24 protein-coding genes and 1 tRNA gene are annotated in these 25,203 nt (G+C 46.3%); 6 read left to right on the top strand and 19 right to left on the bottom strand.

The features are described 5' to 3' along the window. Positions 1 to 22 precede the first annotated feature (22 nt). The 8 genes from ZMOB_RS04990 to ZMOB_RS04955 all read right to left on the bottom strand — a co-directional run bounded on the left by ZMOB_RS04990 (position 23) and on the right by ZMOB_RS04955 (position 6,605). Entirely contained in the window at positions 23 to 691 is a 669-nt protein-coding gene (locus tag ZMOB_RS04990; protein ID WP_014500805.1) for a pyrimidine 5'-nucleotidase, read from the bottom strand. 124 nt (positions 692 to 815) lie between these two features. Beyond that, positions 816 to 1,157 carry a HesB/IscA family protein gene (locus ZMOB_RS04985; RefSeq protein WP_011240343.1) on the bottom strand — a complete coding sequence of 114 codons (342 nt, stop codon included), beginning with the start codon at positions 1,155 to 1,157 and terminating at the stop codon, positions 816 to 818. Between the two features lie 38 nt (positions 1,158 to 1,195). Next, complete coding sequence (locus tag ZMOB_RS04980; protein WP_014500804.1) at positions 1,196 to 1,630, bottom strand: SUF system Fe-S cluster assembly protein; 435 nt, start codon at positions 1,628 to 1,630, stop codon at positions 1,196 to 1,198. Next, a complete protein-coding gene (locus ZMOB_RS04975) occupies positions 1,627 to 2,850 on the bottom strand; it encodes an aminotransferase class V-fold PLP-dependent enzyme (protein WP_014500803.1) in 1,224 nt (407 codons plus the stop codon). The genes ZMOB_RS04980 and ZMOB_RS04975 overlap by 4 nt, the downstream gene beginning before the upstream one ends. Next, positions 2,847 to 3,962 (bottom strand): SufD family Fe-S cluster assembly protein, encoded by a 1,116-nt coding sequence (locus tag ZMOB_RS04970; protein WP_014500802.1) that lies wholly within the window; start codon positions 3,960 to 3,962, stop codon positions 2,847 to 2,849. Before ZMOB_RS04970 ends, ZMOB_RS04975 begins: the two co-directional genes overlap by 4 nt. Next, complete coding sequence (sufC, locus tag ZMOB_RS04965; RefSeq protein ID WP_012817324.1) at positions 3,959 to 4,711, bottom strand: Fe-S cluster assembly ATPase SufC; 753 nt, start codon at positions 4,709 to 4,711, stop codon at positions 3,959 to 3,961. The genes ZMOB_RS04970 and sufC overlap by 4 nt, the downstream gene beginning before the upstream one ends. 14 nt (positions 4,712 to 4,725) lie before the next feature. After that, positions 4,726 to 6,198: a Fe-S cluster assembly protein SufB gene (gene sufB, locus ZMOB_RS04960; protein ID WP_014500801.1), complete on the bottom strand. Its 1,473-nt coding sequence runs from the start codon at positions 6,196 to 6,198 to the stop codon at positions 4,726 to 4,728. Then, positions 6,198 to 6,605, bottom strand: a complete 408-nt coding sequence (locus ZMOB_RS04955; protein ID WP_011240337.1) for an SUF system Fe-S cluster assembly regulator — start codon at positions 6,603 to 6,605, stop codon at positions 6,198 to 6,200. Before ZMOB_RS04955 ends, sufB begins: the two co-directional genes overlap by 1 nt. Positions 6,606 to 7,172: 567 nt before the next feature. Between ZMOB_RS04955 and hisC the strand changes: the two genes are divergently transcribed. After that, the gene (hisC, locus tag ZMOB_RS04950; protein ID WP_011240336.1) at positions 7,173 to 8,282 is read left to right on the top strand and encodes a histidinol-phosphate transaminase; all 1,110 of its coding nucleotides are present in this window, start codon (positions 7,173 to 7,175) and stop codon (positions 8,280 to 8,282) included. Continuing rightward, a complete protein-coding gene (tyrC, locus tag ZMOB_RS04945; RefSeq protein ID WP_014500800.1) occupies positions 8,283 to 9,164 on the top strand; it encodes a cyclohexadienyl dehydrogenase in 882 nt (293 codons plus the stop codon). It begins immediately after the preceding gene. A gap of 47 nt (positions 9,165 to 9,211) precedes the next feature. Here the strand turns inward: tyrC and ZMOB_RS04940 are convergent, their stop codons facing one another. Genes ZMOB_RS04940 through ftsE form a run of 4 tightly spaced genes read right to left on the bottom strand, consistent with a single transcriptional unit; the run spans position 9,212 to position 12,229 of the window. Beyond that, complete coding sequence (locus tag ZMOB_RS04940) at positions 9,212 to 9,964, bottom strand: lysophospholipid acyltransferase family protein (protein ID WP_041573376.1); 753 nt, start codon at positions 9,962 to 9,964, stop codon at positions 9,212 to 9,214. Between the two features lie 48 nt (positions 9,965 to 10,012). After that, on the bottom strand, positions 10,013 to 10,624 hold the full coding sequence (locus ZMOB_RS04935) for a YdcF family protein (protein ID WP_011240333.1): 612 nt from the start codon (positions 10,622 to 10,624) through the stop codon (positions 10,013 to 10,015). 31 nt (positions 10,625 to 10,655) lie between these two features. After that, on the bottom strand, positions 10,656 to 11,531 hold the full coding sequence (locus ZMOB_RS04930) for an FtsX-like permease family protein (protein WP_014500798.1): 876 nt from the start codon (positions 11,529 to 11,531) through the stop codon (positions 10,656 to 10,658). Next, positions 11,528 to 12,229 (bottom strand): cell division ATP-binding protein FtsE, encoded by a 702-nt coding sequence (gene ftsE, locus ZMOB_RS04925; protein ID WP_014500797.1) that lies wholly within the window; start codon positions 12,227 to 12,229, stop codon positions 11,528 to 11,530. Before ftsE ends, ZMOB_RS04930 begins: the two co-directional genes overlap by 4 nt. Positions 12,230 to 12,434: 205 nt before the next feature. On the opposite strand from ftsE, the gene ZMOB_RS04920 reads away from it, so the two are divergent. From ZMOB_RS04920 to ZMOB_RS04910, 3 genes are all read left to right on the top strand, one after another. After that, entirely contained in the window at positions 12,435 to 13,475 is a 1,041-nt protein-coding gene (locus ZMOB_RS04920) for a zinc-ribbon domain-containing protein (RefSeq protein WP_014500796.1), read from the top strand. Between the two features lie 23 nt (positions 13,476 to 13,498). Then, on the top strand, positions 13,499 to 13,825 hold the full coding sequence (locus ZMOB_RS04915; protein ID WP_011240329.1) for a YggT family protein: 327 nt from the start codon (positions 13,499 to 13,501) through the stop codon (positions 13,823 to 13,825). Between the two features lie 188 nt (positions 13,826 to 14,013). Continuing rightward, positions 14,014 to 14,640: a MarC family protein gene (locus ZMOB_RS04910; RefSeq protein WP_011240328.1), complete on the top strand. Its 627-nt coding sequence runs from the start codon at positions 14,014 to 14,016 to the stop codon at positions 14,638 to 14,640. A gap of 195 nt (positions 14,641 to 14,835) precedes the next feature. On the opposite strand, the gene parE is transcribed toward ZMOB_RS04910, so the two are convergent. The 5 genes from parE to ZMOB_RS04885 form a co-directional block, all read right to left on the bottom strand. Beyond that, positions 14,836 to 16,818, bottom strand: coding sequence for a DNA topoisomerase IV subunit B (gene parE, locus ZMOB_RS04905; protein WP_014500795.1), 1,983 nt, complete (start codon positions 16,816 to 16,818; stop codon positions 14,836 to 14,838). Positions 16,819 to 16,892: 74 nt separating this feature from the next. Continuing rightward, positions 16,893 to 17,816 carry an Hsp33 family molecular chaperone HslO gene (gene hslO, locus ZMOB_RS04900; RefSeq protein WP_014500794.1) on the bottom strand — a complete coding sequence of 308 codons (924 nt, stop codon included), beginning with the start codon at positions 17,814 to 17,816 and terminating at the stop codon, positions 16,893 to 16,895. Between the two features lie 128 nt (positions 17,817 to 17,944). Further along, positions 17,945 to 18,886: an ornithine carbamoyltransferase gene (gene argF, locus ZMOB_RS04895; protein ID WP_011240325.1), complete on the bottom strand. Its 942-nt coding sequence runs from the start codon at positions 18,884 to 18,886 to the stop codon at positions 17,945 to 17,947. A 30-nt stretch (positions 18,887 to 18,916) separates the two neighbouring features. Next, positions 18,917 to 20,107, bottom strand: coding sequence for an aspartate aminotransferase family protein (locus ZMOB_RS04890; protein WP_014500793.1), 1,191 nt, complete (start codon positions 20,105 to 20,107; stop codon positions 18,917 to 18,919). 234 nt (positions 20,108 to 20,341) lie between these two features. Further along, a complete protein-coding gene (locus ZMOB_RS04885; RefSeq protein WP_011240323.1) occupies positions 20,342 to 21,034 on the bottom strand; it encodes a GcrA family cell cycle regulator in 693 nt (230 codons plus the stop codon). A gap of 151 nt (positions 21,035 to 21,185) precedes the next feature. Here ZMOB_RS04885 and ZMOB_RS04880 point away from each other — a divergent pair, with 151 nt between their 5' ends. After that, positions 21,186 to 22,007 carry an ABC transporter permease gene (locus ZMOB_RS04880; RefSeq protein ID WP_011240322.1) on the top strand — a complete coding sequence of 274 codons (822 nt, stop codon included), beginning with the start codon at positions 21,186 to 21,188 and terminating at the stop codon, positions 22,005 to 22,007. Positions 22,008 to 22,096: 89 nt separating this feature from the next. Here ZMOB_RS04880 and clpA read toward each other — a convergent pair whose 3' ends face one another. Both clpA and ZMOB_RS04870 read right to left on the bottom strand, forming a co-directional pair. Beyond that, positions 22,097 to 24,418, bottom strand: a complete 2,322-nt coding sequence (gene clpA / locus ZMOB_RS04875) for an ATP-dependent Clp protease ATP-binding subunit ClpA (protein WP_011240321.1) — start codon at positions 24,416 to 24,418, stop codon at positions 22,097 to 22,099. 682 nt (positions 24,419 to 25,100) lie between these two features. Continuing rightward, a tRNA-Gln gene (locus ZMOB_RS04870) sits at positions 25,101 to 25,174 on the bottom strand. Positions 25,175 to 25,203: the final 29 nt, after the last annotated feature.

The raw sequence follows: 25,203 nt of genomic DNA, 5'->3' as shown, positions 1-25,203 counted from the left end.
TCTTTATAGTAACAAGTTGAATTTACGCTGTTATCTCTTTTAACCAAGAACCGACATCATAAATTTCGTAATCTATTTTTTCATGGCCTTCCGTAATATGACCATCCTGCCCTTTCAATCCATGATTGACCCAAACAGTGGTCATGCCCTGATCTTTCGCAGGCAACAGGTTACAGGCCATATCATCGACAAAGAGCGATTTTTCTCCATTGGCCTGAAATTCTTCCAACATACGTTGATAACAAGAAGGATCGGGCTTTGGTCGATATTGCGAAGAATGGATGTCGAATACCCCTTCAAATACACCCGACAATCCACGGCGCTCTAAGACCTGTTCAGCATAAGGTCGATCGCCATTTGTAAAAATCCATTTGCGTCCCGGCAAATTTTCAATAGATCGTCTCAATGTCAGGTCGGGGGATAAACTGTCCATTTCGATATTGTGGACATAGGCCAAATAGTCATACGGGTCGATATTGTGATACCGATACAAACCGACCAAAGAAGCCCCATATTTTAGATAATAATCCTGCTGTAGTTTCTGGGATTTTTCCAGAGGCAGGTTTAATTTCACCGAAATATAATAGGCCATACGCTTGTCGATATGGGTAAAAAGATCAGCATCCGGCGGATAGAGCGTATTATCGAGGTCAAAGATCCAGTTTTCGATATGCTGCAAACTAGAAGTCATATAGGTGCCTTGTCATTGAGACAATTGAGGGGTCATCATCCCCTTCTATACCTGTTTTATTACAAAAAAGAAAACTGGACACAAATAAAGCGAATAAAAGACAAGGCTTCATTCAACCCAATAATCAGACAGTAAAGCTTTCACCGCAACCGCACATGCCGGTCGCATTAGGATTTTTAAATTGGAAAGCGGCCTGAAAATCATCTTCGACCCAATCCATTTCTGAACCGATCAAATAAAGTAACGAGGCATTATCAATAAATAACACCGCATCATCAATCACAATCCGTTCATCGAGCGGGTCAGCTTTATCGGTATATTCCAAAGAATATGCCAAGCCCGAACAGCCTTTCTTCGGAGTTGAGAGTTTAACCCCAACCGTTCCTTCAGGGGCTTCGGATAACAGTTTTTTGATCCGCATTTTAGCATTCGGGGTCAGGGTAATAACAGAAGCAGTCTTCGCCATTTCATATTCCTTTCGGGGCTATTGAGAGCTTTTCAAAGCTACAACAGCCCTAATTCAAGTTTGGCTTCATCGCTGATGCGATCCATGCCCCAAGGCGGATCCCACACCAATTCAACTTCAACCGCACCGACCCCTTTTATTTGCCCGACGCGCAGTTCAATTTCCGCAGGCATCGACCCCGCAACCGGACAATTCGGCGTTGTCAGGGTCATTTTGATAACGACATGATTGTCATCACCAATTTCAATGTCATAAACCAACCCCAGATCATAAATATTAACCGGAATTTCCGGATCATAAATATCTCTCAAGGTTTCGATAATTTCAGCCTTCAGCTTTTCCTTATCCGGTTTTTCAGCCGTGAAGCCTTCGAGATAATCCTGTTTCCGAGGGGCAGAGGCCGAGGCCTCGCCAGAATTTTCACCCGAAGGCGTTTCTAAAGGGGCTTCCGACGTTCCCGTGATATTACTCATAAGAAAATACTCACTACTCTTGAAAGTCCGGCTGCCAAACGCTCGATATCTTGCTCTTCATTATAAAGACCAAAACTGGCTCTTGCGGTCGCTGGCACATTCAAATGAGCCATCAGAGGTTGAGCGCAATGGTGACCGGCGCGGATAGCGACACCCTCTTCATCCAAGATAGTGCCGATATCGTGAGGATGAATACCGTCCATAGAAAAACTTAAGATTGCTGCGCTGTCATCTGCACCAAAAAGACGCAATCCCTTGATATCTTTCAGGCGGTTTCTCGCTATTTTAGTTAAAGCAGCCTCGTGACGGGCAACTTCTTCCATGCCGATATTTTCTAGATATTCAATGGCGGCGGCCAGCCCCAAAGTCCCGACAATATGCGGCGTTCCAGCTTCAAAGCGTGCAGGCGGATCAAGATAGGTCGTTTTTTCAAAAGTGACCTGATCGATCATCGCACCACCGCCCTGCCAAGGTGCCATCGAGTCCAAAATATCGGATTTAGCCCATAAAACTCCGATACCCGTTGGTGCATAGAGCTTGTGGCCTGAAAAAACGAAAAAATCGCATCCTAATTCAGAAACATTGATAGGCAAATGAGGGGCTGACTGACACCCATCAATCAATAATTTTGCTCCGACACTATCCGCAATTTTTCGGGCTTTCGAAACATCCAGAACCGAACCCAGCACATTGGATATATGAGCCAATGAAAGCAGTTTATGTTCCGGCCGGATCATTCGGGCAGCCGCATCCAGATCTATCTGGCCTTCTTCATCCAAAGGAATAACATCGATGGAAAAACCCATCCGGTCACGCAAAAGCTGCCAAGGCACAATATTGCTGTGATGTTCCAATTGACTGATAAGGATTCGGTCGCCTTGTTTTAAATGGGCAGCACCCCAGATCTGGGCAACCAAATTGATCGCTTCGGTTGCACCACGAACAAAAACAATCTCATCAGGGGTTTTGGCTCCGATAAAGCGCGCAACCGTTTCTCGCGCCTTTTCATAGGCAATCGTCATATCCGCCGAACGACTATAAACGCCGCGATGCACCGTCGCATAATCGACCGCATAGGCTTTATAGACCGCGTCTATAACCGCTTTCGGTTTTTGTGCCGTGGCAGCACTATCAAGATAAGACCAGTTTTCAGGAATAGCCGGAAAATCGGCGCGATGATTGAAATCCGCTACTCTGTTATTTCCTGCTGACGGGCTCATTCTTTTTCTCCTGCCCAATGTTCTGTATCATGCAGCCATGTCGAATAGAGCAGACTATCCGGAGTCGAAATAAAGGCTTCCATCACAAAAGATTGAATCAACAAATCTTTGGCTTCTTCGGGGTCAATACCTCGGGATTCCAGATAGAAAAGCGCCTGCGGATCAAGTTCACCGACAGCCGCCCCATGCGCGCATTTGACATCATCGGCATAGATTTCCAGCTCCGGCTTCATATTAATCGTTGCGTTACGGGACAAAAGCAGGCCTTTCAAAGACTGCTCCCCGTCGCTTTTTTGTGCAGAAGCGGCAACCTCTGTGCGAACAGCCAAGCTGACCGTTGATTCATCATCGGCCAAGGCTCTTAACTTCTGACGGCTGCGACATCCCTCGGCAATATGGCGGGTGATAATCATGATATCATGCCGCTGTTTTTCTCTTGCCAGAAAAGCGCCGCCGCTCATCAATTCAGCACCGGAAGCGGTTAAATCGAAACGCTGGTCTATCCGACTATCCGCGCCTTTATTTCCGATCCAGTCGGTCAGCAAATGGGCGTTTTCACCCAAACGACCTTCTTCAATCAAAGACGTAAAGCCGCCTTCGCAAGATAAACGCGATAAGCGTTGTAATTGAGCATTTTCACCAAGATCGAAATAGGAAAAGCGGTTGCCCCAACCCTGTCCAGCATAAGTCTCGACCAAAGTTGCCGAAACATTCTTGGCTAAACGAACAGAAGAAGGCAGATGGTAAGCACCGCCGCTGCCTAAATATAAAATCTCGATAGGCTCGGCGCAGTCTTCTTCAATCTCGAGCGTCCAGCCACTTGCCCCATTAGCCATTTGACCCAAAGGATTTTGGCTTTTTGCCTCCACGGCTCCGATTTTAACAGGCCCCGGATGGCTCGCTTCCGGCTGGTAAACCCCGTCAATAAACAGCAATTTAGGATTTGTCAGACCTGACCAGAAAGAAGACGGATTGGGCAAAGGAAACTGGCCATGCTCTTCGCCTGCCAATATTTCCAAAGCATTCAACCGCGACCAATGCCATTCTTCGTCATGCGGAGAAGGTAATGTCAGAGCAGCTTTTGTCTTATGGCTGTCTTCGACAGTCGTCATGCTACCAACTCCCCATAACCTTCGCGTTCCAGTTCCAAAGCCAGCTCTGCCCCGCCGGAGCGCACAATCTGACCTTTGACCAAAACATGGACGAAATCCGGTTTTACATGATCCAACAAACGCTGATAATGGGTAATTAACAGGACGGAACGATCTGGCTGCCGCATAACGCGATTGATGCTTTCGCTGACAATCCGCAAGGCATCAATATCAAGACCGGAATCGGTTTCATCCAGAATAGCCAGCTTTGGCTGAAGAACGGCCATCTGCATCATTTCGTTGCGTTTCTTTTCACCGCCCGAAAAACCGACATTAACAGGACGCTTCAACATTTCGGGATTGATGCCCAATGCTTTGGCTTCCTTGCTGGCAATTTTAATAAATTCTCCAGCGGAGAGTTCCTCTTCACCCCGTGTTTTCCGCTGGGCATTAGCTGCCGCTCTCAAAAAATGGAGATTGGAAACACCGGCAATTTCTACCGGATATTGAAAGCCCAAAAACAGACCGGCGGCTGCCCGCTCATGCGGTTCCATCGCCAGCAAGTCTTTTCCCATAAAACGGGCGGAGCCATCCGTTACCGTATAGCCGGGCTTACCGGAAAGAACATAGGAAAGGGTGGATTTCCCTGCCCCATTAGGCCCCATGATAGCATGAATTTCTCCGGCACCTATTTCCAGATTCAAGCCTTTCAGAATCTGCTTGTTATCGACTTCAGCGCGAAGATTACGAATTTCCAACATCTTACTCATTGTATTATCTCCTGTTAGCCAACCGCACCTTCAAGGCTGATTCCTAATAACTTTTGGGCTTCGATCGCAAATTCCATTGGTAATTTTTGTAGAACGTCTCGGGCAAAACCATTGACGATCAAAGCCACGGCTTCATCTTCATTCAATCCGCGCTGTCTGGCATAGAAAAGCTCGTCATCAGAAATTTTCGAGGTCGTAGCTTCATGTTCGACTTTGGCAGAGGGATTTCTTACCTCGATATAGGGGACGGTATGTGCCCCGCATTTATCGCCAATCAAAAGAGAGTCACATCGCGTAAAGTTACGGACATTTTCAGCAGCGCCGCCGACCTTCACCAAACCGCGATAGGTATTGTCAGAGTGACCGGCCGAGATACCCTTTGAAATGATAGTAGAACGGCTATTCTTGCCGATATGGATCATCTTGGTGCCGGTATCTGCCTGCTGATAATTATTGGTCAGCGCAATGGAATAGAATTCCCCGACCGATTCCTCGCCTTTGAGGATACAGGACGGATATTTCCAAGTAATCGCCGAACCCGTTTCAACCTGAGTCCAGCTTACTTTTGATCTTGCGCCATCACATAACGCCCGCTTGGTCACAAAGTTATAGATACCGCCTTTGCCATTTTCATCGCCGGGATACCAATTCTGCACCGTCGAATAACGGACTTCAGCTTCCTCATGGACAAAAATCTCGACAACCGCCGCATGAAGCTGATTCTCATCTCGTTGGGGGGCAGTGCATCCTTCGAGATAAGAGACATAAGCGCCTTTATCAGCGACGATCAAAGTCCGCTCAAATTGTCCGGTATTCGCGGCATTGATACGAAAATAAGTCGATAATTCCATCGGGCAGCGGACACCTTCCGGTATATAAACAAAGGTGCCATCTGAAAAAACAGCACTGTTCAAAGCCGAAAAATAGTTATCCCTGACCGGCACGACCCGCCCAAGATAGCGCTTGACCAATTCTGGATATGTCTTGATGGCTTCAGAAATTGACAGGAAGATAACACCCACTTCCTGTAATTTTTCTCGAAAAGTGGTTGCCACTGAAACAGAATCAAAGACAGCATCAACCGCGACTTCACGCGCACCGCTAACACCGGCTAAAACTTTTTGTTCTTCAATCGGGATGCCTAATTTTTCATAGGTTTTCCTAATCTCGGGATCAATTTCATCCAGAGATTCAATCTTGGGCTTCGCTTTGGGGGCGGCATAATAATAAGCATCCTGATAATCTATTTCAGGCAGCTTCAATTTTGCCCAATGAGGCATTTCCATTTCGAGCCAGCGTTTATAGGCTTCCAATCGCCATTCCAGCATCCATTCCGGCTCGCCTTTTTTGGCCGAAATGAAACGGACAATATCCTCGTTTAATCCTTTCGGAGCGAATTCCTGATCAACCGCAGAAGAAAAGCCCCATTCATAACGATCATTGCGGGCTAACGCTTCCAATGCAGCTTCGTTTTTTGTCTCACTCATTATGATGCTCCCGCAAGACTTTTAAGACTGATACTTTCAAGGGCATTTTTGACGGTGCGGTTTACCTCTGGCCAACGAGGCCGCATTCCACATTCCGCAGAAAATTTGCAAAGGCTTTCTTTGTTATCACAGGATGACATAGCGATAGGCCCTTCTATGGCTTCGACGACATCAGCAAGGGTAATTTCCTCCGCCGGACGTGCCAATGTGAATCCGCCCCCCATACCGCGCAACGACGTCAGCAGATGGGCTGCGGCTAAACGCCCCATCAGTTTTTGCACAGTAGGTAAAGGGAGACCTGTTTTTTCCGCCATAGTTAGTGTCGTTAAACATTTCGCACCTGCGCCATGGTGAACAACCTGACGCAGCACGACAACGGCATAATCTGTCAGATTAGAAAGACGCATATAATCAAAAACCCTGAATAAAAAATAATCTTTTTTCAATTTTTTTTAAAAAAATAGTATTTTTTAACAACGATAAATCGAATCAAAAACAAGACTAAATTTGTCTGATTAAGCATGGAGATAGTTGCGAGCATCGTCAAGGTCAGCTGATTTGATCACAGCGATCGAAAAAACATATTGAACGTTGAAACAAGCCTTTCTGGGTTGGGGCGTGAAAGTGGCAAAGCAAAAACGGCCATAAAAAATATAAAAAACAGTTTATCGCTAAAAAAAATCGGCAATTTTACTCTATTAGGAAATACCAAAAAATAAAAATTAAAGCCTTTTTAAACAAAACCATTAAAGAAAATTTAGTTTTTTAATTTTTTATTATAAAAAACAAGAAAAACACAACCCAATAAACCAAATCAATCTATTTTCTGCTTTGACCAAAAAGCTGTAAAATTTTTTATAAATTATGATACAAAATCAGTCACTTTTGTTCTAAAATAAAGAAAAGACTATTAAATATCGAGGATAGCCTTTAACGCGCGCCATTATTATCCGGATTTTTATCAAAGAGCTATTATGACTGCTGCACCTGAACTTCGCCCGAAATCTTGGATCGACAGTATTGCGCCTTACATACCGGGGTCATCAAAGACGCTGGATGGCCGTCCGGCTGTCAAACTTTCGTCTAATGAAAATCCTTTGGGAACTAGCCTAAAGGCGAAAGAAGCCTATCGGGAAGCCATAGACTCCCTTTCCCTGTATCCTGACAGTGGGGCAACCGCTCTGCGTGAGGCTATCGGCGCTTGCTATAATCTTGATCCGGCTCGGATTATTCACGGCACCGGATCGGATGAAATCCTGCATTTGGCCGCCGGTGCCTATGCCGGACAAGATGACGAGGTTTTATACCCTCGCTATAGTTTTTCAGTTTATCCGCTGGCTGCCAGACGCGTAGGCGCAACACCGGTAGAAGCACCGGATGATGACTATCGTTGTTCTGTTGATGCCTTGTTAAAGGCTGTCACGCCACGGACGCGGGTTGTTTTTATTGCCAATCCGAATAACCCGACGGGAACATGGATTACCCGTGCAGAAGTCGAAAAACTACATAACGGCCTTCCCCGTAACTGCTTATTGGTTATCGATCAGGCCTATGCTGAATATCTTGATCCTGAATGTGATGATGGCGCGTTAGCACTCGCCAAAAACACAAAAAATGTGCTGGTAACGCGGACATTTTCTAAAATTTACGGATTGGCCGCTGAAAGAATTGGCTGGGCTTATGCTTGCCCTGAAATCATTGATGCCCTTAACCGGATACGGGCACCCTTCAATGTCACGATTGCGGGACAAAAGGCAGCGGTCGCCGCTTTGGAAGATCAGGCTTTCATCCAGAACAGCTTCAAACATAACAAAAAATGGCGTGGCTGGTTTGAAAACCAGATGGCGCTTTTAAGTAATGCTGGCATTCGTGTTATCCCGTCCTCTGCCAATTTTACTTTACTGCTGTTTGAAGGCAGCCTGACGGCTGAAACCGCCTATAAAGCCTTGATGGATCACGGCTATACCACCCGTTGGTTGCCGGGACAGCGCCTTCCTCACGCATTACGTATCACTATCGGCAGTGAAAAACATATGCAGGATGTCGCTGGTATTTTAACTTCCTTGGTTAGGCAGGCGCTCTAAGTGACCGTCTTTAAGCATATTGCCATTATCGGATTAGGACTGATCGGTTCCTCTGCGGCACGGGCAACAAAGGCCTATTGTCCTGATGTAACGGTCAGTCTCTATGACAAAAGCGAATTTGTCCGCGACAGAGCTAGAGCGCTCAATCTCGGCGACAATGTCACCGATGATATTCAAGATGCGGTTCGTGAGGCTGATCTGGTGCTATTATGCGTGCCAGTCAGGGCAATGGGTATCGTCGCGGCAGCGATGGCACCGGCGCTGAAAAAAGACGTTATTATCTGCGATACAGGTTCGGTAAAAGTCAGCGTTATAAAAACGCTGCAAGACAATTTACCCAATCACATTATTGTTCCTAGCCATCCTTTGGCTGGGACTGAAAATAACGGACCCGACGCCGGTTTTGCTGAATTATTCCAAGACCATCCTGTTATTCTGACCCCTGATGCCCATACACCGGCACAGGCTATCGCCTATATCGCCGATTATTGGGAAGAAATTGGCGGGCGTATCAATCTGATGTCGGCGGAACATCACGATCACGTTTTGGCGCTTACCAGCCATTTGCCTCATGTCATTGCATACCAACTTATAGGGATGGTATCGGGTTATGAGAAAAAAAGCCGGACACCCATCATGCGTTATTCGGCAGGCAGCTTTCGGGATGCGACGCGGGTAGCGGCTTCGGAACCTCGTCTCTGGCAAGATATTATGCTGGAAAATGCGCCTGCTCTTTTACCAGTGCTGGATCATTTTATCGCAGATCTCAAAAAATTGCGGACAGCTATTGCTTCGCAAGATGGGGATTATCTTCTTGAGCATTTCAAAGAATCGCAGAAAGCGCGTTTAGCCTTAAAAACAGACCACGATATTCACCCTTAAAATTTACCAGTATTATTCAGCCGTCAGATATTTTTCTGACGGCTTTTTTACTGATTAAAGCGATTGATCGCAGCATGAACAAGCGCTTCGGCTTCCTTCCGCGGCAATCCGGCTGGTATCACTTCACCAGCTTGAAAATGTACAATACCTGCTTTTTTATTGAGACCACCGCCCCAGAGTAAACCACTATCAAGTGCAATCGGCACAACAGGCAGATTCAGCATTTTATAGAGACCATAAAATCCGGCGCGGATAGGCGGGGCGTCACCATGGGCAACTCGGGTGCCTTCAGGAAAAAGTAATAGTGACCGTCCCTGCTCTTTTGCATCCCCCGCAGCCCGTAACATCCGTCTCAAGGCGACAGCAGAACGCGACCGATCAACTGGGATAGAGCCATGCGCTTTTAACAGGCGACCAAAAAGCGGCAAATCAACCAGTTCTTTTTTTAAGATAATGGCTGGATGCCCTAAAAAGCGTACCAATTCCAAGGTTTCAAACATGGATTCATGTTTAGCCACCACCAAATAAACGCGATCTTCTGAAAAAAGGGTATCCAGCTTATCACCCAGCCATTCACTATGAATACCGATGATATGACGCGCCAAAAAGCTATGCAGTCGCGCCCAGCGATTAGCCTGCCGCCACATGGCGGATTGTTTCCCCAACAATAGAGGAAAAGCCATAAAAATCATCAGAACAGTCAGGCTATAAAATATGACCAGAAATAGCGCGGCGCGTAACTTGGCTATCATATATTCAATTCCAAATTCAGAACGGATAAAGCCATTTTTAAACGGCATAAATTTCAAAAGTCAGTAAAATATTCTCTTCCCAAAAGCCAGCCAAGATCATTTCTGATGAAAATAACGCCAGATAGAGGCCGGAGCCGAAGGATAGGGAATCGAATTAAAACCGATGGCAACGCTGGAACGCCGCCATAGATATTTGCAATATTCGATAATCCAGACCCGCCAGCCGGCATGGCTGGGAATGGCATCTTCAACAACTTTGATATCTTTCCCAATCATCAAAGACAGTTCGAAACGTGCTCTTGCCATATGCCAATCTGTCGTAATCAGACGAACCGAATGATAGTGATTAAGCGTTATCCATTCTGCGGTTTCTTGGGCGTTGGAACTGGTATCAACCGCTTGAGTGCCTAGATCGACACAACATTCTATCAAATGGGAAGGAATATCATAAAGGGCGGCCAATTCTTCAGCTTTTACTTGACGGTTAACGCCTGAAACCAGCATTTTTTTAGCTTGGTGACGCTCCAACATCATCAGGCCTCGGTCAATCCGGCCTGCGCCGCCAGTCAAAACGACGATACCATCTGTTACCTGTTTATTCGTCGGATGTGCATGGAAAGAATAGAAAAGCCAGAATCCTCCTAACCAAAGCATAAAAAGACAGATCAGAAAGCGGATAGACCCAAGAAGAATAGCTTTGGCGTTCATAAAGGGAACCAAAAGGAAAATCCGCGTCTTGTCATCTTTTTTCAACCATCCGCAAAACGATTATATGAGCCGTGATAACGCCTATTATAACCGTGATAATAGGCAAAAAAGCGATAAAAAGCAGCGGCAAAAAATTTATACTATCCGAATGAAAAATAGGGGTAGGTAAACTCGCCAGTAAACGCCTAGATAAAACCGCGATTAAAACCGAAATAGCACAGCCGATAACGCTTCCTTTGAAAACATCAAATCCGGTTTTGTAACAGAATAAACCCGCTATCCGGTTCTGCTCTGCGCCCAGTAAAGACAGTAAAATAATCTTGTCATGACAGCCATTCACGGCAGACCGCACCGCCAATGCAATGATAGCAATTGTAGCAAAAATTAAAGAGAGAATAACGCTCCAAAGCAAGCTGCTTAAAAGAGATAGAAAAGATAACAAAGTAGCCCCACTGGAACCATGGTCATCCAGAGAAGCGGAAGGCGCAGCGTGATGAATTTCTGCCGCGATCGCCTGTTTATCGCCATGTGGCAAAATCGTAAAATCAATCAAAGCAGGCAAAGTGATTTCAGAAGCCGCATGATCGCCCAACCAAGGTTCAACCAGCTTTTCTAATTCCTGTTGAGATAAAGCATGCACCGATTTTACTGATGACAGGCTTTGTAATAGGTGCAAGGCCGCTTCTTTTTGCCTATCTCTGTTTGATGGATCGGCTTCGACAATCTGAACTGTCAAACGATCGGCTAGCTGATCGTGCAAAGAGATAGCTCTTTGATGAATAGACAACACAAAAAGCAAGGCTAGGGTCAAAAGCGCCATCATCAAAGCCACAAGCCATGAAAGCGTACGGGAAAGAGGCGCTTTTCCCAAAAGATGTTGATCCTGAAAGAATATCAGTTTTTTCATTTCAAGGGAGACCATTGGTCGAGAAGCGCTACAGATTCAAGATTTCCCTTTGTCCCTAAACGGATATGTTTGGCATGCGGCACCCTATCCAACAAATGCAAGTCGTGGGTTGCCATAATAACCGTCATCCCTCTTTTGCTAAGAGCAGACAGCAAATGCAGAATAGAGGCTGCCAACCCATCATCAATATTACCGGTCGGCTCATCCGCGACCAATATTTGAGGACGACGAATAAGCGCACGGGCAATCGCTATTCTCTGCTGCTCACCACCGGACAGCGTTTCTGGAAAATGAAAGGCTTTATCCGGCAAATCAATCTGAACCAAAATCCGGCCAACTGTAGAATGGATAAAATTTTCTTTTCGTCTATCCAAACGCAAAGGCAGCGCAATGTTATCAAAAACATTCAGTTCAGGAACAAGACGGAAATCCTGAAAGACAATACCAATGCGCTGTCTCAAACTCGGGATATAGCGTTCCGGTAAAGTCATTACGTCTTCACCGAATATCCGCACACTACCGCGATAAGGCCGCAAAGCCATATAAATCATCTTCAACAGGGATGTTTTACCGGCACCAGACGCGCCCGTCACAAAATAGAATTGTCCCGGCTCAAATGTCAGATTGAGATCGGATAAAATATCAGCCCCTGCATTATAAGCAAAATGGACATGATCGAACTGAACGATAGCGCTCAAAAAGGCCTCTTTTTTAAAAACAAAGTAAACTATCCCACAAGACAAAATTAAAAAATGCCTTTATATCAGTAAAGCACCTTATTATTGAGCATGTTTTGGAAAAAGCGGTTCTTATTCCGAACAGCCGGATACTTGCTCCGGTCAGCAAGGCGTGCTTTACCGGATTAAGTGGCATAAATACTCCTCATACAAGCGTAGAAGAGCCATGATTTTAACCTGTCCAGCCTGCCATACCGATTACGAAGTTCAAGATGGCATGATTACGGCGAATGGTCGTCGTGTTCGTTGTGCCAGTTGCGGTCATAGCTGGATCGCCTACCCTGACAGTCGTGACGAAACAGAAACCCCTGTTCCTGAATCCTCCGATCAAGAAGAGACAGTTTCGACCTCTTCAGAAGAAGCTCTTCAAGAAGAAAACACGCCCAAGGACAAGCCAGCCCCGGCTTTATCACAACAGGCTTCTTCCAATAAAAAGGAAGAGAGCGAGGCATTGACTGAACCGACCAGCGCGGAATCGATAAAATCGGATAGCTATTCAGAAAAAGTGGTTCCAGAAAAGAAAGAAGAAAGCAGTATCGCCTCGGTGCCTTTTCTGGCGGCATTATCAGCTCAAGAAAAATCGGCCTCTTCTGACCAAGAAAATAAAGATAAAGAAGAAAGCTTTTCCACCCAAAAGCCAGAATCCGAGGATTTCTCAGCTTTCAGCTACAAACTTTCTTCCAACACGCAAGGCTATGATTTTTCCAATGATCAGGATGATGATCTAAACCGAGATTATGATTTCCGTAATCATCGGGCATCATTACCGGCCAATCCGACTAAACCTTGGATGAAAAGCTGGGTATTAGGCACGGCCGCTGCGCTTATTGTTTTGCTGATTGCAGCCAGTACTTATTACTTTGTGCACAGAAAGCCCTCTAATGCCGCTTTTGCCGCGACAAAAACCGCTGAAAACAGCCTGACGATTGAGCATGTCACCAATGAAAGACATCGCACCAATAGCAATAACGAGCTTCTTTCTATTTCAGGACAAATCGTTAACCACGATAATAAAACCCTGAAGGTGCCCGATATCCGCATTGATCTTTTGGATGATAAAGGCCAGTCCGTTTTTAATTGGATCGCCCCTGCCCCAATCGCCAGTTTGAAACCGGATGAAGTCGCTCAATTCGATAGCGCCACTTTCAATATTCCCCCCAATGCCAAGAATATCAGCATCGATTTTTTATCAGCCCCCGGCAAATAGCCCCGTAATCAGGACGATATGACATGATTTTAATCTTGGAAATTATCTATTTTATGCTCAATATCTTGTGGTGGGTTATTCTCATTCAGGCCGTATGCTCGTGGCTGATCGCCTTTAACGTTATCAATTCCGATAACGAGTTTGTCCGTAAAGTCGTCTATACCCTCGATCAGCTAACGGAACCGCTTTATCGCCCCATCAGAAAGATATTACCAGATTTCGGGGCAATAGACCTTTCTCCGGCAGTCGTGCTGATGGTGATTCTGATCATCAATCAGTTTATTATCCCCCAAATGGTCAGCCATATTTACATGATGCCTTTCCATGGTTTTACCAGTGGTGATGCGTAGGACGATATATTGCGCCAATATGATATAAAATTTTTAAAAACAACTTGAAAATAGAATATCATACGGTAAAATGACGGATAGATTGTTATCCATTTTAATAAAAAAATTATAACTTTCTCTTTGAATTTCGGTAATGGCAAGCGTATTGACGGCGTTCCTTTTTTATCTGGCTTTTTGAGCTTTCATTTATGATCTCTCTTTTTATCTCGACCTGCATCTCGCTTTTTGTCGTTATCGACGTGCCGGGATGCGCCCCTATTTTCGCAAGCCTTACCAAAAATGCGACATCGACAGAACAACGGACTATGGCCATAAGAGCGGTTCTAGTTTCGTCCGGTATTCTGGTCTTTTTTGGTTTTCTAGGGGAAAGTTTTCTTCGCGCTGTCGGCATTGGCTTAGCCGCTTTCCGCATTGCGGGGGGTATTTTAGTCTTGCTGACCGCTATCGAAATGGTCTTTGAAAAGCGCACCCAAAAAAGAGAGGATCGAGCCAGACAGGTAAAAAAAATACCTGAAGAAGCCGAAGATATTTCTGTCTTTCCGATGGCCATTCCAATGATCGCAGGCCCCGGCTCTATCGCAACGATTATGTTGCTGATTTCCAAAACCGAGAATTGGGAACAACGCATTACCGTCTTTGGGGCGTTAGGTGCCATTCAAATTATGATGGTTATTTCTCTTATTCTTGCCGGGCCTATCATGCGCGTATTAGGCCGCCGCGCAGAAGCGATGATAACCCGAGTATTAGGATTGATCTTGGCCGCTTTGGCGATACAATTTATTCTAGATGGCTTAAAAGAATTTTTTCATTTTTAAGATTTATTCACTAAAATCATTTTTTATTGCAAGGCTACTGCTCTTTCCTTGTCTTATAGTTTTAATACGCTTACAAAATAAAGCATGGTGGATCCGTTCCACGATGCAGATTGTCCAAGTTCCGCCATCAGTAATGATGGCGGAATTTCAGTTTTCTGAAAGACATCGGCATTTTTTGAAAAAGCTTTATTCAGGCTAAATATCCATAGCAGCTTCATCAAATTGGGCTGCATTAGCCTGAATAAATGCAAAGCGATGCTCTGGCTGGCGTCCCATCAAACGATCCACCAAATCCGATATTTCCTGCCTATCCTGATAATCTTTCGGTAATGTCACTCTTAAAAGACTGCGGGTCTTGGGATCCATCGTGGTTTCCCGCAATTGCTGGGGATTCATCTCGCCCAAACCCTTAAAGCGAGCGACCTCGACCTTTCGACCTTTGAAAACCGTTTTTTCCAATTCTACCCGATGATTGTCATCCCGAGCATAAAGGGTTTTGGCACCGGCCTTCAAACGATACAAAGGCGGCTGTGCCAAATAGATATGGCCATTCCGAACAATCTCGGTCATTTCACGAAAAAAGAAAGTCATCAACAATGTTGCGATATGCGCCCCGTCAACATCAGCGTCCGACATGATGATAATACGATCATAGCGCAAGGCTTGCGGATCACAACGATCACGGACACCACAGCCCAAAGCCTGCGTAATGTCGGAAATTTCCTGATTGGCCAAAATTTTGGCATTGGTCGCCGCCGCAACATTCAAAATTTTACCGCGAATAGGTAAAATAGCCTGTGTCTTACGGTCACGTGCTTGCTTGGCGGAACCGCCAGCGGAATCCCCTTCAACGATAAATAATTCGCTATTGTCAGCCGTATCCTGACTACAATCGGTTAATTTACCAGGCAATCGTAACTTGCGAGCAGCTGTCACGGTTTTCCGCTTGATATCCCGTTCAGCACGCCGTCTCAGACGCTCATCCATCCGCTCCATGATGAAGCCAAGCAAGGCGCGTCCACGATCCATATCATCCGTCAAGAAATGGTCGAAATGGTCACGAATAGCTTTCTCGACCAATCCTGCCACTTGTGGATTGGTCAAACGGTCTTTTGTCTGGCTCTGGAATTGTGGTTCCCGAATAAACAGGGACAGAACCATATCCGCTCCGACAATCACATCTTCCGGTGCGATATCCTTGGCCTTTTTCAGACCAACCAATTCACCAAAGGCTCGCAACCCTCGAACCAAAGCCAAACGTAAGCCTTGTTCATGGGTGCCGCCAGCCGGTGTCGGAATGGTATTACAATAATAAAGAGACGAGCCTTCCGACCATAACGGCCAAGCCACTGCCCATTCTACTGAACCTTCTTCATCAGAAAAGCTCTGCCGCCCTGTAAAAAACTCTTTGGTAGCACAGTCTCTTTTCCCGACTTCCTCTTTCAGATAATCGGCTAAGCCTCCTGGAAAATGGATAACCGCCTTTTCCGGCACGTCTTCAGAGGCTAATTCTGGAGCACAACGCCAAATAATTTCGACCCCTGCGAAGAGATAGGCCTTAGAACGCACCATCCGATATAATTTGGCAGGTTTAAAATGGAGAGTCTTACCAAAAATTTCAGTATCAGGAATAAACGAAACTGAGGTGCCGCGCCGATTTGGTGCATTGCCCACCTGTTCCAAAGCCCCAAGAGGCACGCCACGCGAGAAAGACTGCCGATAAAGCAAACGATTGCGGGCAACCTCAACGGTTGTTTCGGATGACAACGCATTCACAACCGAAATACCGACACCATGCAAGCCGCCTGATGTTGCATAGGCCTTATTCGAAAATTTGCCTCCTGAATGAAGCGTGGTCAGGATCACTTCCAACGCTGATTTATCAGGAAATTTCGGATGAGGATCAATCGGAATACCGCGACCATTATCAGTAATGGTTAAACGATCGCCGGTATCCAGAGTGACTTCAATGCGGGTTGCATGACCCGCCACCGCTTCATCCATGGCATTATCAAGGACTTCGGCGGCCAAATGATGGAAAGCGCGTTCGTCAGTTCCACCGATATACATACCCGGCCGCCGCCGGATCGGCTCCAGCCCTTCTAAAACTTCAATAGAATCCGCGTTATAATTATCAGCGGAAGGCGTTACGGTAGATTTAAAAAGATCGTCTGACATATAAGAAAGCTTTATAGAGTATTTCCATAGGCAGTGAAAGCGCCTCTCAATCAGGCATGTAGCCTCCCTTGATATCAGTCGATATCGACAGGAAAGCTATAATGCTGACCACAAAATTCACAATCTATCTGAATAAGCCCATTTTCATCGCACATTTCAGCTCGCTGCTCCTTGGGGAAGCGCATGATAATGTTTTTGAAACGCGCTTCATCACAGCGACACAAAGTCGAGAAAGATTCCGATCTGGTGATATTGATCGGCTTTTCGTCGTGGAATAACCGCCAAACGATATCTTCACAACTCAAGGCCTGTTCCGTCAATTCTTCCGGTTTAATAGTTTCACCCAAAAGACGGACATGATCCCAGTCAGGATTATCAAGTCCCTGATGGGTCAATCTTGGGGCATTCGTTTCGTTTTTGGGGAGATGCTGTAACAACAACCCGCCAGATATCCATCCGCGGCCATTTTCGGGTGGCTTTACAGCGATCCGAATTAAGGTCGGAATTTGATCAGACTGGGTAAAATAATTTTCGACAGCCTTAGAGAGAGACTCTCCGGTCAAGGCAACGATACCCTGATAGCGTTCACGGCTAGCCGATTGATCGAAAATAATAGCGAGATAGCCTTCACCCACAATGTCAGTCAGAGAGGGTTTTTCAGGTAAGGCAGCCTCTTTTTCCGTATTAAATTCAAGATAGCCGCGAATAATATCATTTTTGAAATCGCAAACCAACAGGTCAACCGCGCCTCCTTCGGCACGGATTTGCAGTGTAAGCTGACTATCTTTTTCATCTAACAGACTGCCTAGCAGAGCTGTCAAGGTCAAAGCCTCTGCCAAGAAAGAAGCCAGAGACTGCGGATAATTATGATTGGAAAGAATTTTGTCCAAAACGCTATTCAGACGCACCATTCGGCCTCGGGCATCCAAAGCAGGCAGCGTAAAACTCAAATAGCGATCGAGATTTTCAGAAGGACTATTCTGGATATTCTCACTCATTTTTACCTCGCATCCTCTGACCCATAAAAAGTAAGCTGACAAAAAGATGCCAGCTTACTTGAAGGGTGATACCCCTTGCCGGAATAAAGCAAGGGAACATAGTTAATTTCAGGCTATGTTAGGGTATTTTATAATAACCCTAATGACCAAAGCAGAACCGACTTCTGGGCATGGAGCCGATTTTCGGCCTCATCCCAAACCACAGAACGAGAACCGTCAATAACAGCATCGACGACCTCTTCACCGCGATGGGCGGGCAAGCAATGCAGGAATAAAGCCTGATCGCCAGCCTTTGCCATCAAGGCTTCATTAACCTGATAAGGCTGCATAGCGGCCATTTTTGCTTCAGCATGCGCCTGCCCCATGGAAATCCATGTATCGGTTACGACGACATCCGCGCCTTTGACAGCTTCATCGGGATCATCGGTAATAACCACATCGCAGCCTGCTTTACGCGCCGCTTCGATAAATTTCGGATCAGGTTCATAACCATGAGGGCAAGCCGCGATAACAGAAAAGCCCATAAGGCCACTGGCTTCGATGATGGAATATAACACATTGTTACCATCACCCAGCCAAGCCCAACGTGTGCCTTCCACTTTACCCTTATGCTCTATCACCGTCAGCATATCTGCCATAATCTGGCAAGGATGGGATAAATCCGTCAAACCATTGATAACCGGAACTGAAGCATAACGCGCCAGTTCTTCGATTTTCGCATGGTCATCGGTGCGGATCATGATCGCATCAATAAAGCGGGATAATACACGAGCCGTATCGGCAATGGTTTCACCGCGACCGATTTGGGTCGATCCGGATTCCATAACGATGGTGCTGCCCCCAAGCTGTCGCATTCCGACATCAAAAGACACTCTTGTCCGGGTTGAATTTTTCTCAAAAATCATCCCGAGAATAGAATCTTTTAACGGCGCATCGGCATCAACCCGTCCTTTTGGCCAGCCTTTTCGCGCCTGTTTACGCGCCAAAGCATCCGCGAGCATAGCTTTCACAGCATCTGCACCAGCATCAGCAAAATTCAGAAAATGACGACGTTTTATTGAATGGGGCACAGTAACCACCTTTATTCTATGGCCGAAAAATCAAGCCGCTTGAGCTGGAGCATAGCTTTTCAAGCCAGCTTCCAGTTTTTCCATGAATTCATCGATATGTTTTTCTTCGATGACCAAAGGCGGCAAGATACGGATAACATTATCCGCCGCAGCCACCGTCAGAAGGCCATGATTGTCACGCAAATGCGCAACAACATCACGAGACGGAACCGATAATTTTAAACCACGGATCAAGCCACGACCACGGGCTTCAAGGCAAAGCTCGGGGTATTTTTTGACGATTGTTTCCAGCTTTTCAGCCAGAATGTTACCCATTTTCTGGACATGGTCGAAAAAGCCATCTTCCAGAATGATATCAAGGATGGACTGACCTGCTGCCATTGCCAGCGGATTGCCACCATAGGTTGAACCATGCGTGCCGAATACCATACCTTTTGCAGCATGTTCGGTTGCAAGACAGGCACCTAATGGGAAACCACCACCGATACCTTTGGCAACGGCCATAATATCCGGCTTGATGCCATATTGTTCATGGGCAAAGAAAGTGCCGGAACGGCCATAACCGCACTGGACTTCATCCAGAACCAACATCAATCCTTTTTCGTCACAAATGCGACGCAGGCCTTTCATGAATTCATCTGTTGCTGGACGGATCCCACCTTCACCCTGAATAGGTTCAACAAGGAAACCGGCTGTCTGATCATCAACCGCTGCTTCGGCTGCCGCCAGATCATTGAATTCTACGACTTGGAATCCGGGCAATAACGGTTTGAAACCATCGACCATTTTGGGCTGATTGGTTGCCGAAATCGTACCCATCGTCCGACCATGGAAGGCATTGGAGAAAGTAATCAGCTTAAACCGTTCAGGATTTCCATTGGCGTAATGGAAACGACGTGCTGTTTTAATCGCACATTCAATAGCTTCGGCACCGGAATTGGTGAAGAATACGGTGTCGGCAAAGCAATGGCTTAATAAACGCTTGGCAAAGGCTTCACCCTGCGGCGAACCATACATGTTTGAAACATGCATCAAGGTTGCGGCCTGTTCTTGAATGGCCTTGACCAAATGTGGATGACCATGCCCCAGAATATTAACAGCAATACCTGAAGCAAAATCCAAATAGCGTTCGCCTTGCTCACCGAAGAGATAGCAGCCTTCGCCTCGAACCGGACGGACGGCACAACGAGGATAGACAGGCATTAACGGCGTTATGGCCATAGTTATTCTCCCTATCAACTAGGCCGGGCGCTGGCATAAGGCCGCGTCAGGCATAGAAAATCTAACCAAGAAAAAAAGGCAGCCAATAGGCTGCCAATAGTCAAAATTTATACGCACAGGATTTCCAAGGTGCAACCCGTATCACCTAACTTTTTTCAGAAATCCTGCCTTCTTTTTGATACGAGGAAAATCATCTTTTCCCCGTATCCCATCGCTTTCATCCCGTTATCGAAATTATGAACGATTCCTCGGGAAAGGAATGGTTGGCGTAGGCCGACGATCACGGCGCGGTAACTGCGCCTGATAGGCGACAGAACAATGTTCGAGGCAATAAGGGAAGCCCGGATTGACCGGCTTGCCGCAAAAATGGAAATCAGGTTCCCCCGGATGCCCCATTGGCCAACGACAGATCCGGTCAGTCAGATCCAAAAGCGAAGTTTTATCCGCAATTTCAGGTGACGGTTTGGCCGGAACAAGGCGGCGCGGTGGTGCCGGTGGAATGGGAGCCGTCTGTTCACCCGGAACCTGACGCTGGAATCCACCAGGGCCGATAGAACGGATAACAGGTGCCGGTTCAGTTTTTTTCTCGGCCACAGCGGGTGGTGCCACAGCTTCTACAGCTTTCACGCTTTTGACGGTTTCTTTTTTATGAAGCTCTTTACGCGCTTCGTTGACAACCGGCGCGACCGTCGGATTTTTGCTTACCGAAGGCGTTGCCTCTTCTTTTTCTTTATGCCCATGATCGGCAGCTTCAGCATGATCGCTGTTTTTCACAGGAGACGGGCGCGCCTGTAACCCTAAACGATGGGCTTTCCCGATCACAGCATTGCGGCTGACATCGCCTAGCTTTTCTGCAATCTGGCTAGCGGTATCGCCTGCTTCCCATAGTTTCTTAAGCTGCTCAATTCGTTCTTCGGTCCAGGCCATTTAACTCCTCACGATCTCTTAATCCATCAACCCGACAAGCCGGTTATTTCCACGTTATCCCGATTAAGGGAATGTAAATTCTTTCTGACTCCAGACGATTCCAAGCAGGAACCCACTTGCAGCTAAAGCCAACAAGCTTTAGCGAACAGATATGGTCAAACTGTCTTCTGCTAGTCAACGCCCTTTTGGTAAAGCCACAATAGCTTCTATCAATTGGGAAGGTCTTTATGCCCTCTATGTGAAGGAGGTAAGACGCTTCTTCAAGGTTCAGATGCAGACAATCTGGGCTCCCGTTGTCTCGACTTTGTTATTTCTGGTCATTTTTACCGTTGCATTGGGAGGCGGGCATAAAACGTTGGGTTGGGACTTTGCTGCATTCGTTGCCCCCGGCCTTATTGCCATGGGCATGATGCAAAACGCTTTTGCTAATGCCAGTTTCTCACTTTTAGTGGGTAAAATGCAAGGGACTATTTTAGATTATCTGATTCCGCCTATCGGTACCAAAGAAATTATTACCGCTTTAACCGGTGCCGCGATGACACGGGCTTTTCTGGTCGGTTTCTTTTTATGGGTAGCGATGGCCTTCTGGCCAAACGTCCATTACATCCCTAATCATCCCTTTGCTGTCCTGTTATTCGGCTTTTTCGGGGCGATGATGCTGGCGTTAATCGGGCTGCTTACATCCATATGGGCAGATAAATACGATCATGCAGCCTCGGTCTCCAATTTCGTTATTCAGCCGCTTGCCCTTCTTTCTGGCACTTTTTATTCTGTTCACAGCCTCCATGGCTTTTTCTACTGCTTCAGCACATGGAACCCGTTCTTCCATGTTATCTCCGGCTTCCGTTATGGTTTTTTGGGGGTAGCCGATGCCAATATTTTTGAAAGCGCCGCGATTGTGATCGCCATTGATGTTATTCTTGGCGGTATCGCTTATCTCCTGATAGCGCGGGGCTGGAAACTCAAATCCTGATATTGCCCAATACTTAAGGTCACCCATAATAAAAAGCGGGTTCGAGAGAACCCGCTTTTTTTAAAGAACGATAACCTTACGCTATAAGGTCAGGATTCATCCAGTGTTTCACTGGCTTCTTTCCCTTTTTTCGGCTTCTTGCTCACAGAAGGCGCTCCTGGGACGATTTCAAAGCTTGGCTCATTCTCTTTCAGATGAACCTTGACTTCGCCGCCATCAACCAACTTTCCAAAGAGCAATTCTTCCGCCAAAGGCTGTTTGATCTTTTCTTGGATCAAGCGTCCCATAGGACGAGCGCCATAGAGACGATCATAGCCTTTTTTGCCTAACCATTCGCGAGCTTCATCATCAAAGGCAATGTCGACTTTGCGATCAGCCAACTGGATTTCAAGTTCAAGAATAAACTTGTCCACCACTCGCTGGATCATTTCCGGCGACAGATAGCCAAAGGGAACCACCGCATCCAAACGGTTGCGGAATTCCGGCGAGAACATCGTTTTAATAGCCTCGAAATCCTCCCCTTCCCGCGTCAGATCACCAAAGCCGATCGTTTCGCGAGCCATGTCAGAAGCACCGGCATTGCTGGTCATGATTAAAATGACATTCCGGAAATCGACCGTTTTTCCATGCGGATCGGTCAGTTTACCGTTATCCATCACCTGCAATAAAATATTGAACAGATCAGGATGTGCCTTTTCAATTTCGTCCAGCAACAAAACAGAATGCGGATTCTGCTCGATTGCATCGGTCAACAAACCACCCTGATCATATCCGACATAGCCCGGAGGCGCACCGATCAAACGGCTAACCGAATGACGTTCCATATATTCGGACATATCAAAGCGTTTCAGCGGGATACCCAGCAAGGAAGCCAACTGACGGGCAACTTCGGTTTTACCAACCCCCGTCGGACCTGAAAACAGATAGCTACCAATCGGCTTATGCATTTCCCGCAAACCGGCACGGCTTAATTTGATCGCCGAAGCCAAAGTCTTGATGGCTTTATCCTGACCAAAGACAACCCGCTTCAAATCGGTTTCAAGATTGGCCAAAATCTGGCTATCATCATTCGAGACCGTTTTCGGTGGAATCCGCGCCATCGTTGCGACGACAGCTTCCACATCCTTGGCCAAAATGACCTTCCGTCTTTTGGAGGGCGGTAACAGCATTTGCGCTGCGCCCACTTCATCAATCACGTCAATAGCCTTATCCGGCAGCTTGCGATCATTGATATAACGGGCAGATAATTCTACCGCCGAACGAATGGCATCCGAGGTGTAACGCACGCTATGATGCTCTTCGAAGGAAGGCCGCAAGCCGTTCAGAATTTTGACGGCATCTTCGACAGTGGGTTCGACAACATCAATTTTCTGGAATCGACGTAATAAAGCGCGATCCTTTTCAAAGTGATTGCGAAATTCCTTATAGGTGGTCGAACCAATACAACGGATAGTCCCACTGGACAAAGCCGGTTTCAAAAGGTTAGAGGCATCCATTGCCCCGCCCGAGGTTGCACCAGCGCCTATAATCGTATGGATTTCATCGATAAACAAAACAGCTTTCGGCTGTTTTTGCAGTTCGGTTACGACGGCTTTCAGTCTTTCTTCAAAATCCCCACGATAACGGGTGCCAGCCAGCAATGCCCCCATATCCAAAGAATAGATGACGGTATCCTTCAGGACTTCCGGCACCTGATCTTCAATAATTTTACGGGCAAGGCCTTCTGCAATCGCGGTTTTGCCGACCCCCGGATCACCCACATAAAGCGGGTTATTCTTGGAACGACGGCACAATATCTGAATTGTGCGATCAACTTCGGCAGAACGACCGATCAAAGGATCAATCCGTCCAACTTCAGCCTTTTCATTCAGATTAACCGTGAATTGCTTCAAAGCGCTTTCGTTCTTTTTAGAAACCTCGGATGGTCGCTGCTGGGTCTTTTCTTCTTCGGCTTGATTATCCGCCGCGACACCGCCCTTTCCAACACCATGGCTTAAAAAGCTGACAGCATCCAATCGGCTCATATCCTGCTGTTGCAGAAAATAGACGGCATAGCTCTCTCTTTCGGAGAAAAGGGCGACCAAAACATTGGCACCCGTCACTTCATCCCGACCGGAAGACTGGACATGCAAAATAGCCCGCTGGATCACGCGCTGGAAACCGCTCGTAGGAGAAGGATCACTGTTGCCTTCTATTTTCAAAGCATCCAGTTCGGTATCGAGATACGTCGTAAGAGAACGCTTCAATTCTGCGAGATCGACACCGCAACCCGCCATCACTTGCGAAGCATGTTCATCATCAATCAAGGCGAGCAACAAATGCTCAAGCATGGCATATTCATGATGACGACGGCTGGCGATAGCCAAGGCATTGTGAAGTGTTTGCTCAAGGGCTTTGGCAAAAGATGGCATATTCCCACTCCCTATTCCTGATGCATCGGATAAAATCAGATGCCTAAATAAGCTCGTCTTATCGAGTATATTGGTATGGCATGATTATTTATCAATACAATGAATTATCAATAATCGAAAAATAAACAGTTACAATTTTTAGAATTTGAAAGGCTATCGATCCGGCTTTTTGTTGCCGCCTGTATGTCGGTTTCAGCCATCAAATACTCCTCGGATGAAAACAAGATAGAGCCAGAACAGCCCGCAGGACAAAACAGCCCCAAGTCTATCGCTTTCGCCATATGTTTTCAGGGACAGTATGATTCCACGGAAAAGGAGGGTTCACGTTCCGCTATCAGGAGTCAATAGATGTCTTGGTAAGAGGAGGAAAAGATATCACCAGATTAATGGCTTGCTGACCTAACGTGGTTATCAGCAAGAATAGAGATAATTTAAATTAGAAATCACAAAAGAAAGAACAGGCCTTATTTCAAAATAAAATGACCGCTATCAAATAATAAAAACCTTCTATTTCAAGGGAAATATCCGAATAAACAGGAATATATCTTCTTAAAATTGGGGAGATATATTTATTATGAGGAAATAAAATGAAATATAAATAAGCCCTATCAGAATTATTCTATGAAGGAATAATGATCTTAATATAGGAAGGATAGTGGTTTATTTTAAAGGAGGTTTTGATTGGATGCCCCGTGTGGATTCGAACCACAATTGACGGAGTCAGAGTCCGTAGTCTTACCTTTAGACGACGGGGCAACTTTCGAGCTGCGAACTAATGCTATCTG

This window comes from Zymomonas mobilis subsp. mobilis ATCC 10988 (assembly GCF_000175255.2).
In the GTDB taxonomy this organism is placed as follows: domain Bacteria; phylum Pseudomonadota; class Alphaproteobacteria; order Sphingomonadales; family Sphingomonadaceae; genus Zymomonas; species Zymomonas mobilis.
The sequence above is the reverse complement of the archived record's forward strand: the minus strand, read 5'-3'. Positions and strand labels throughout refer to the sequence as shown.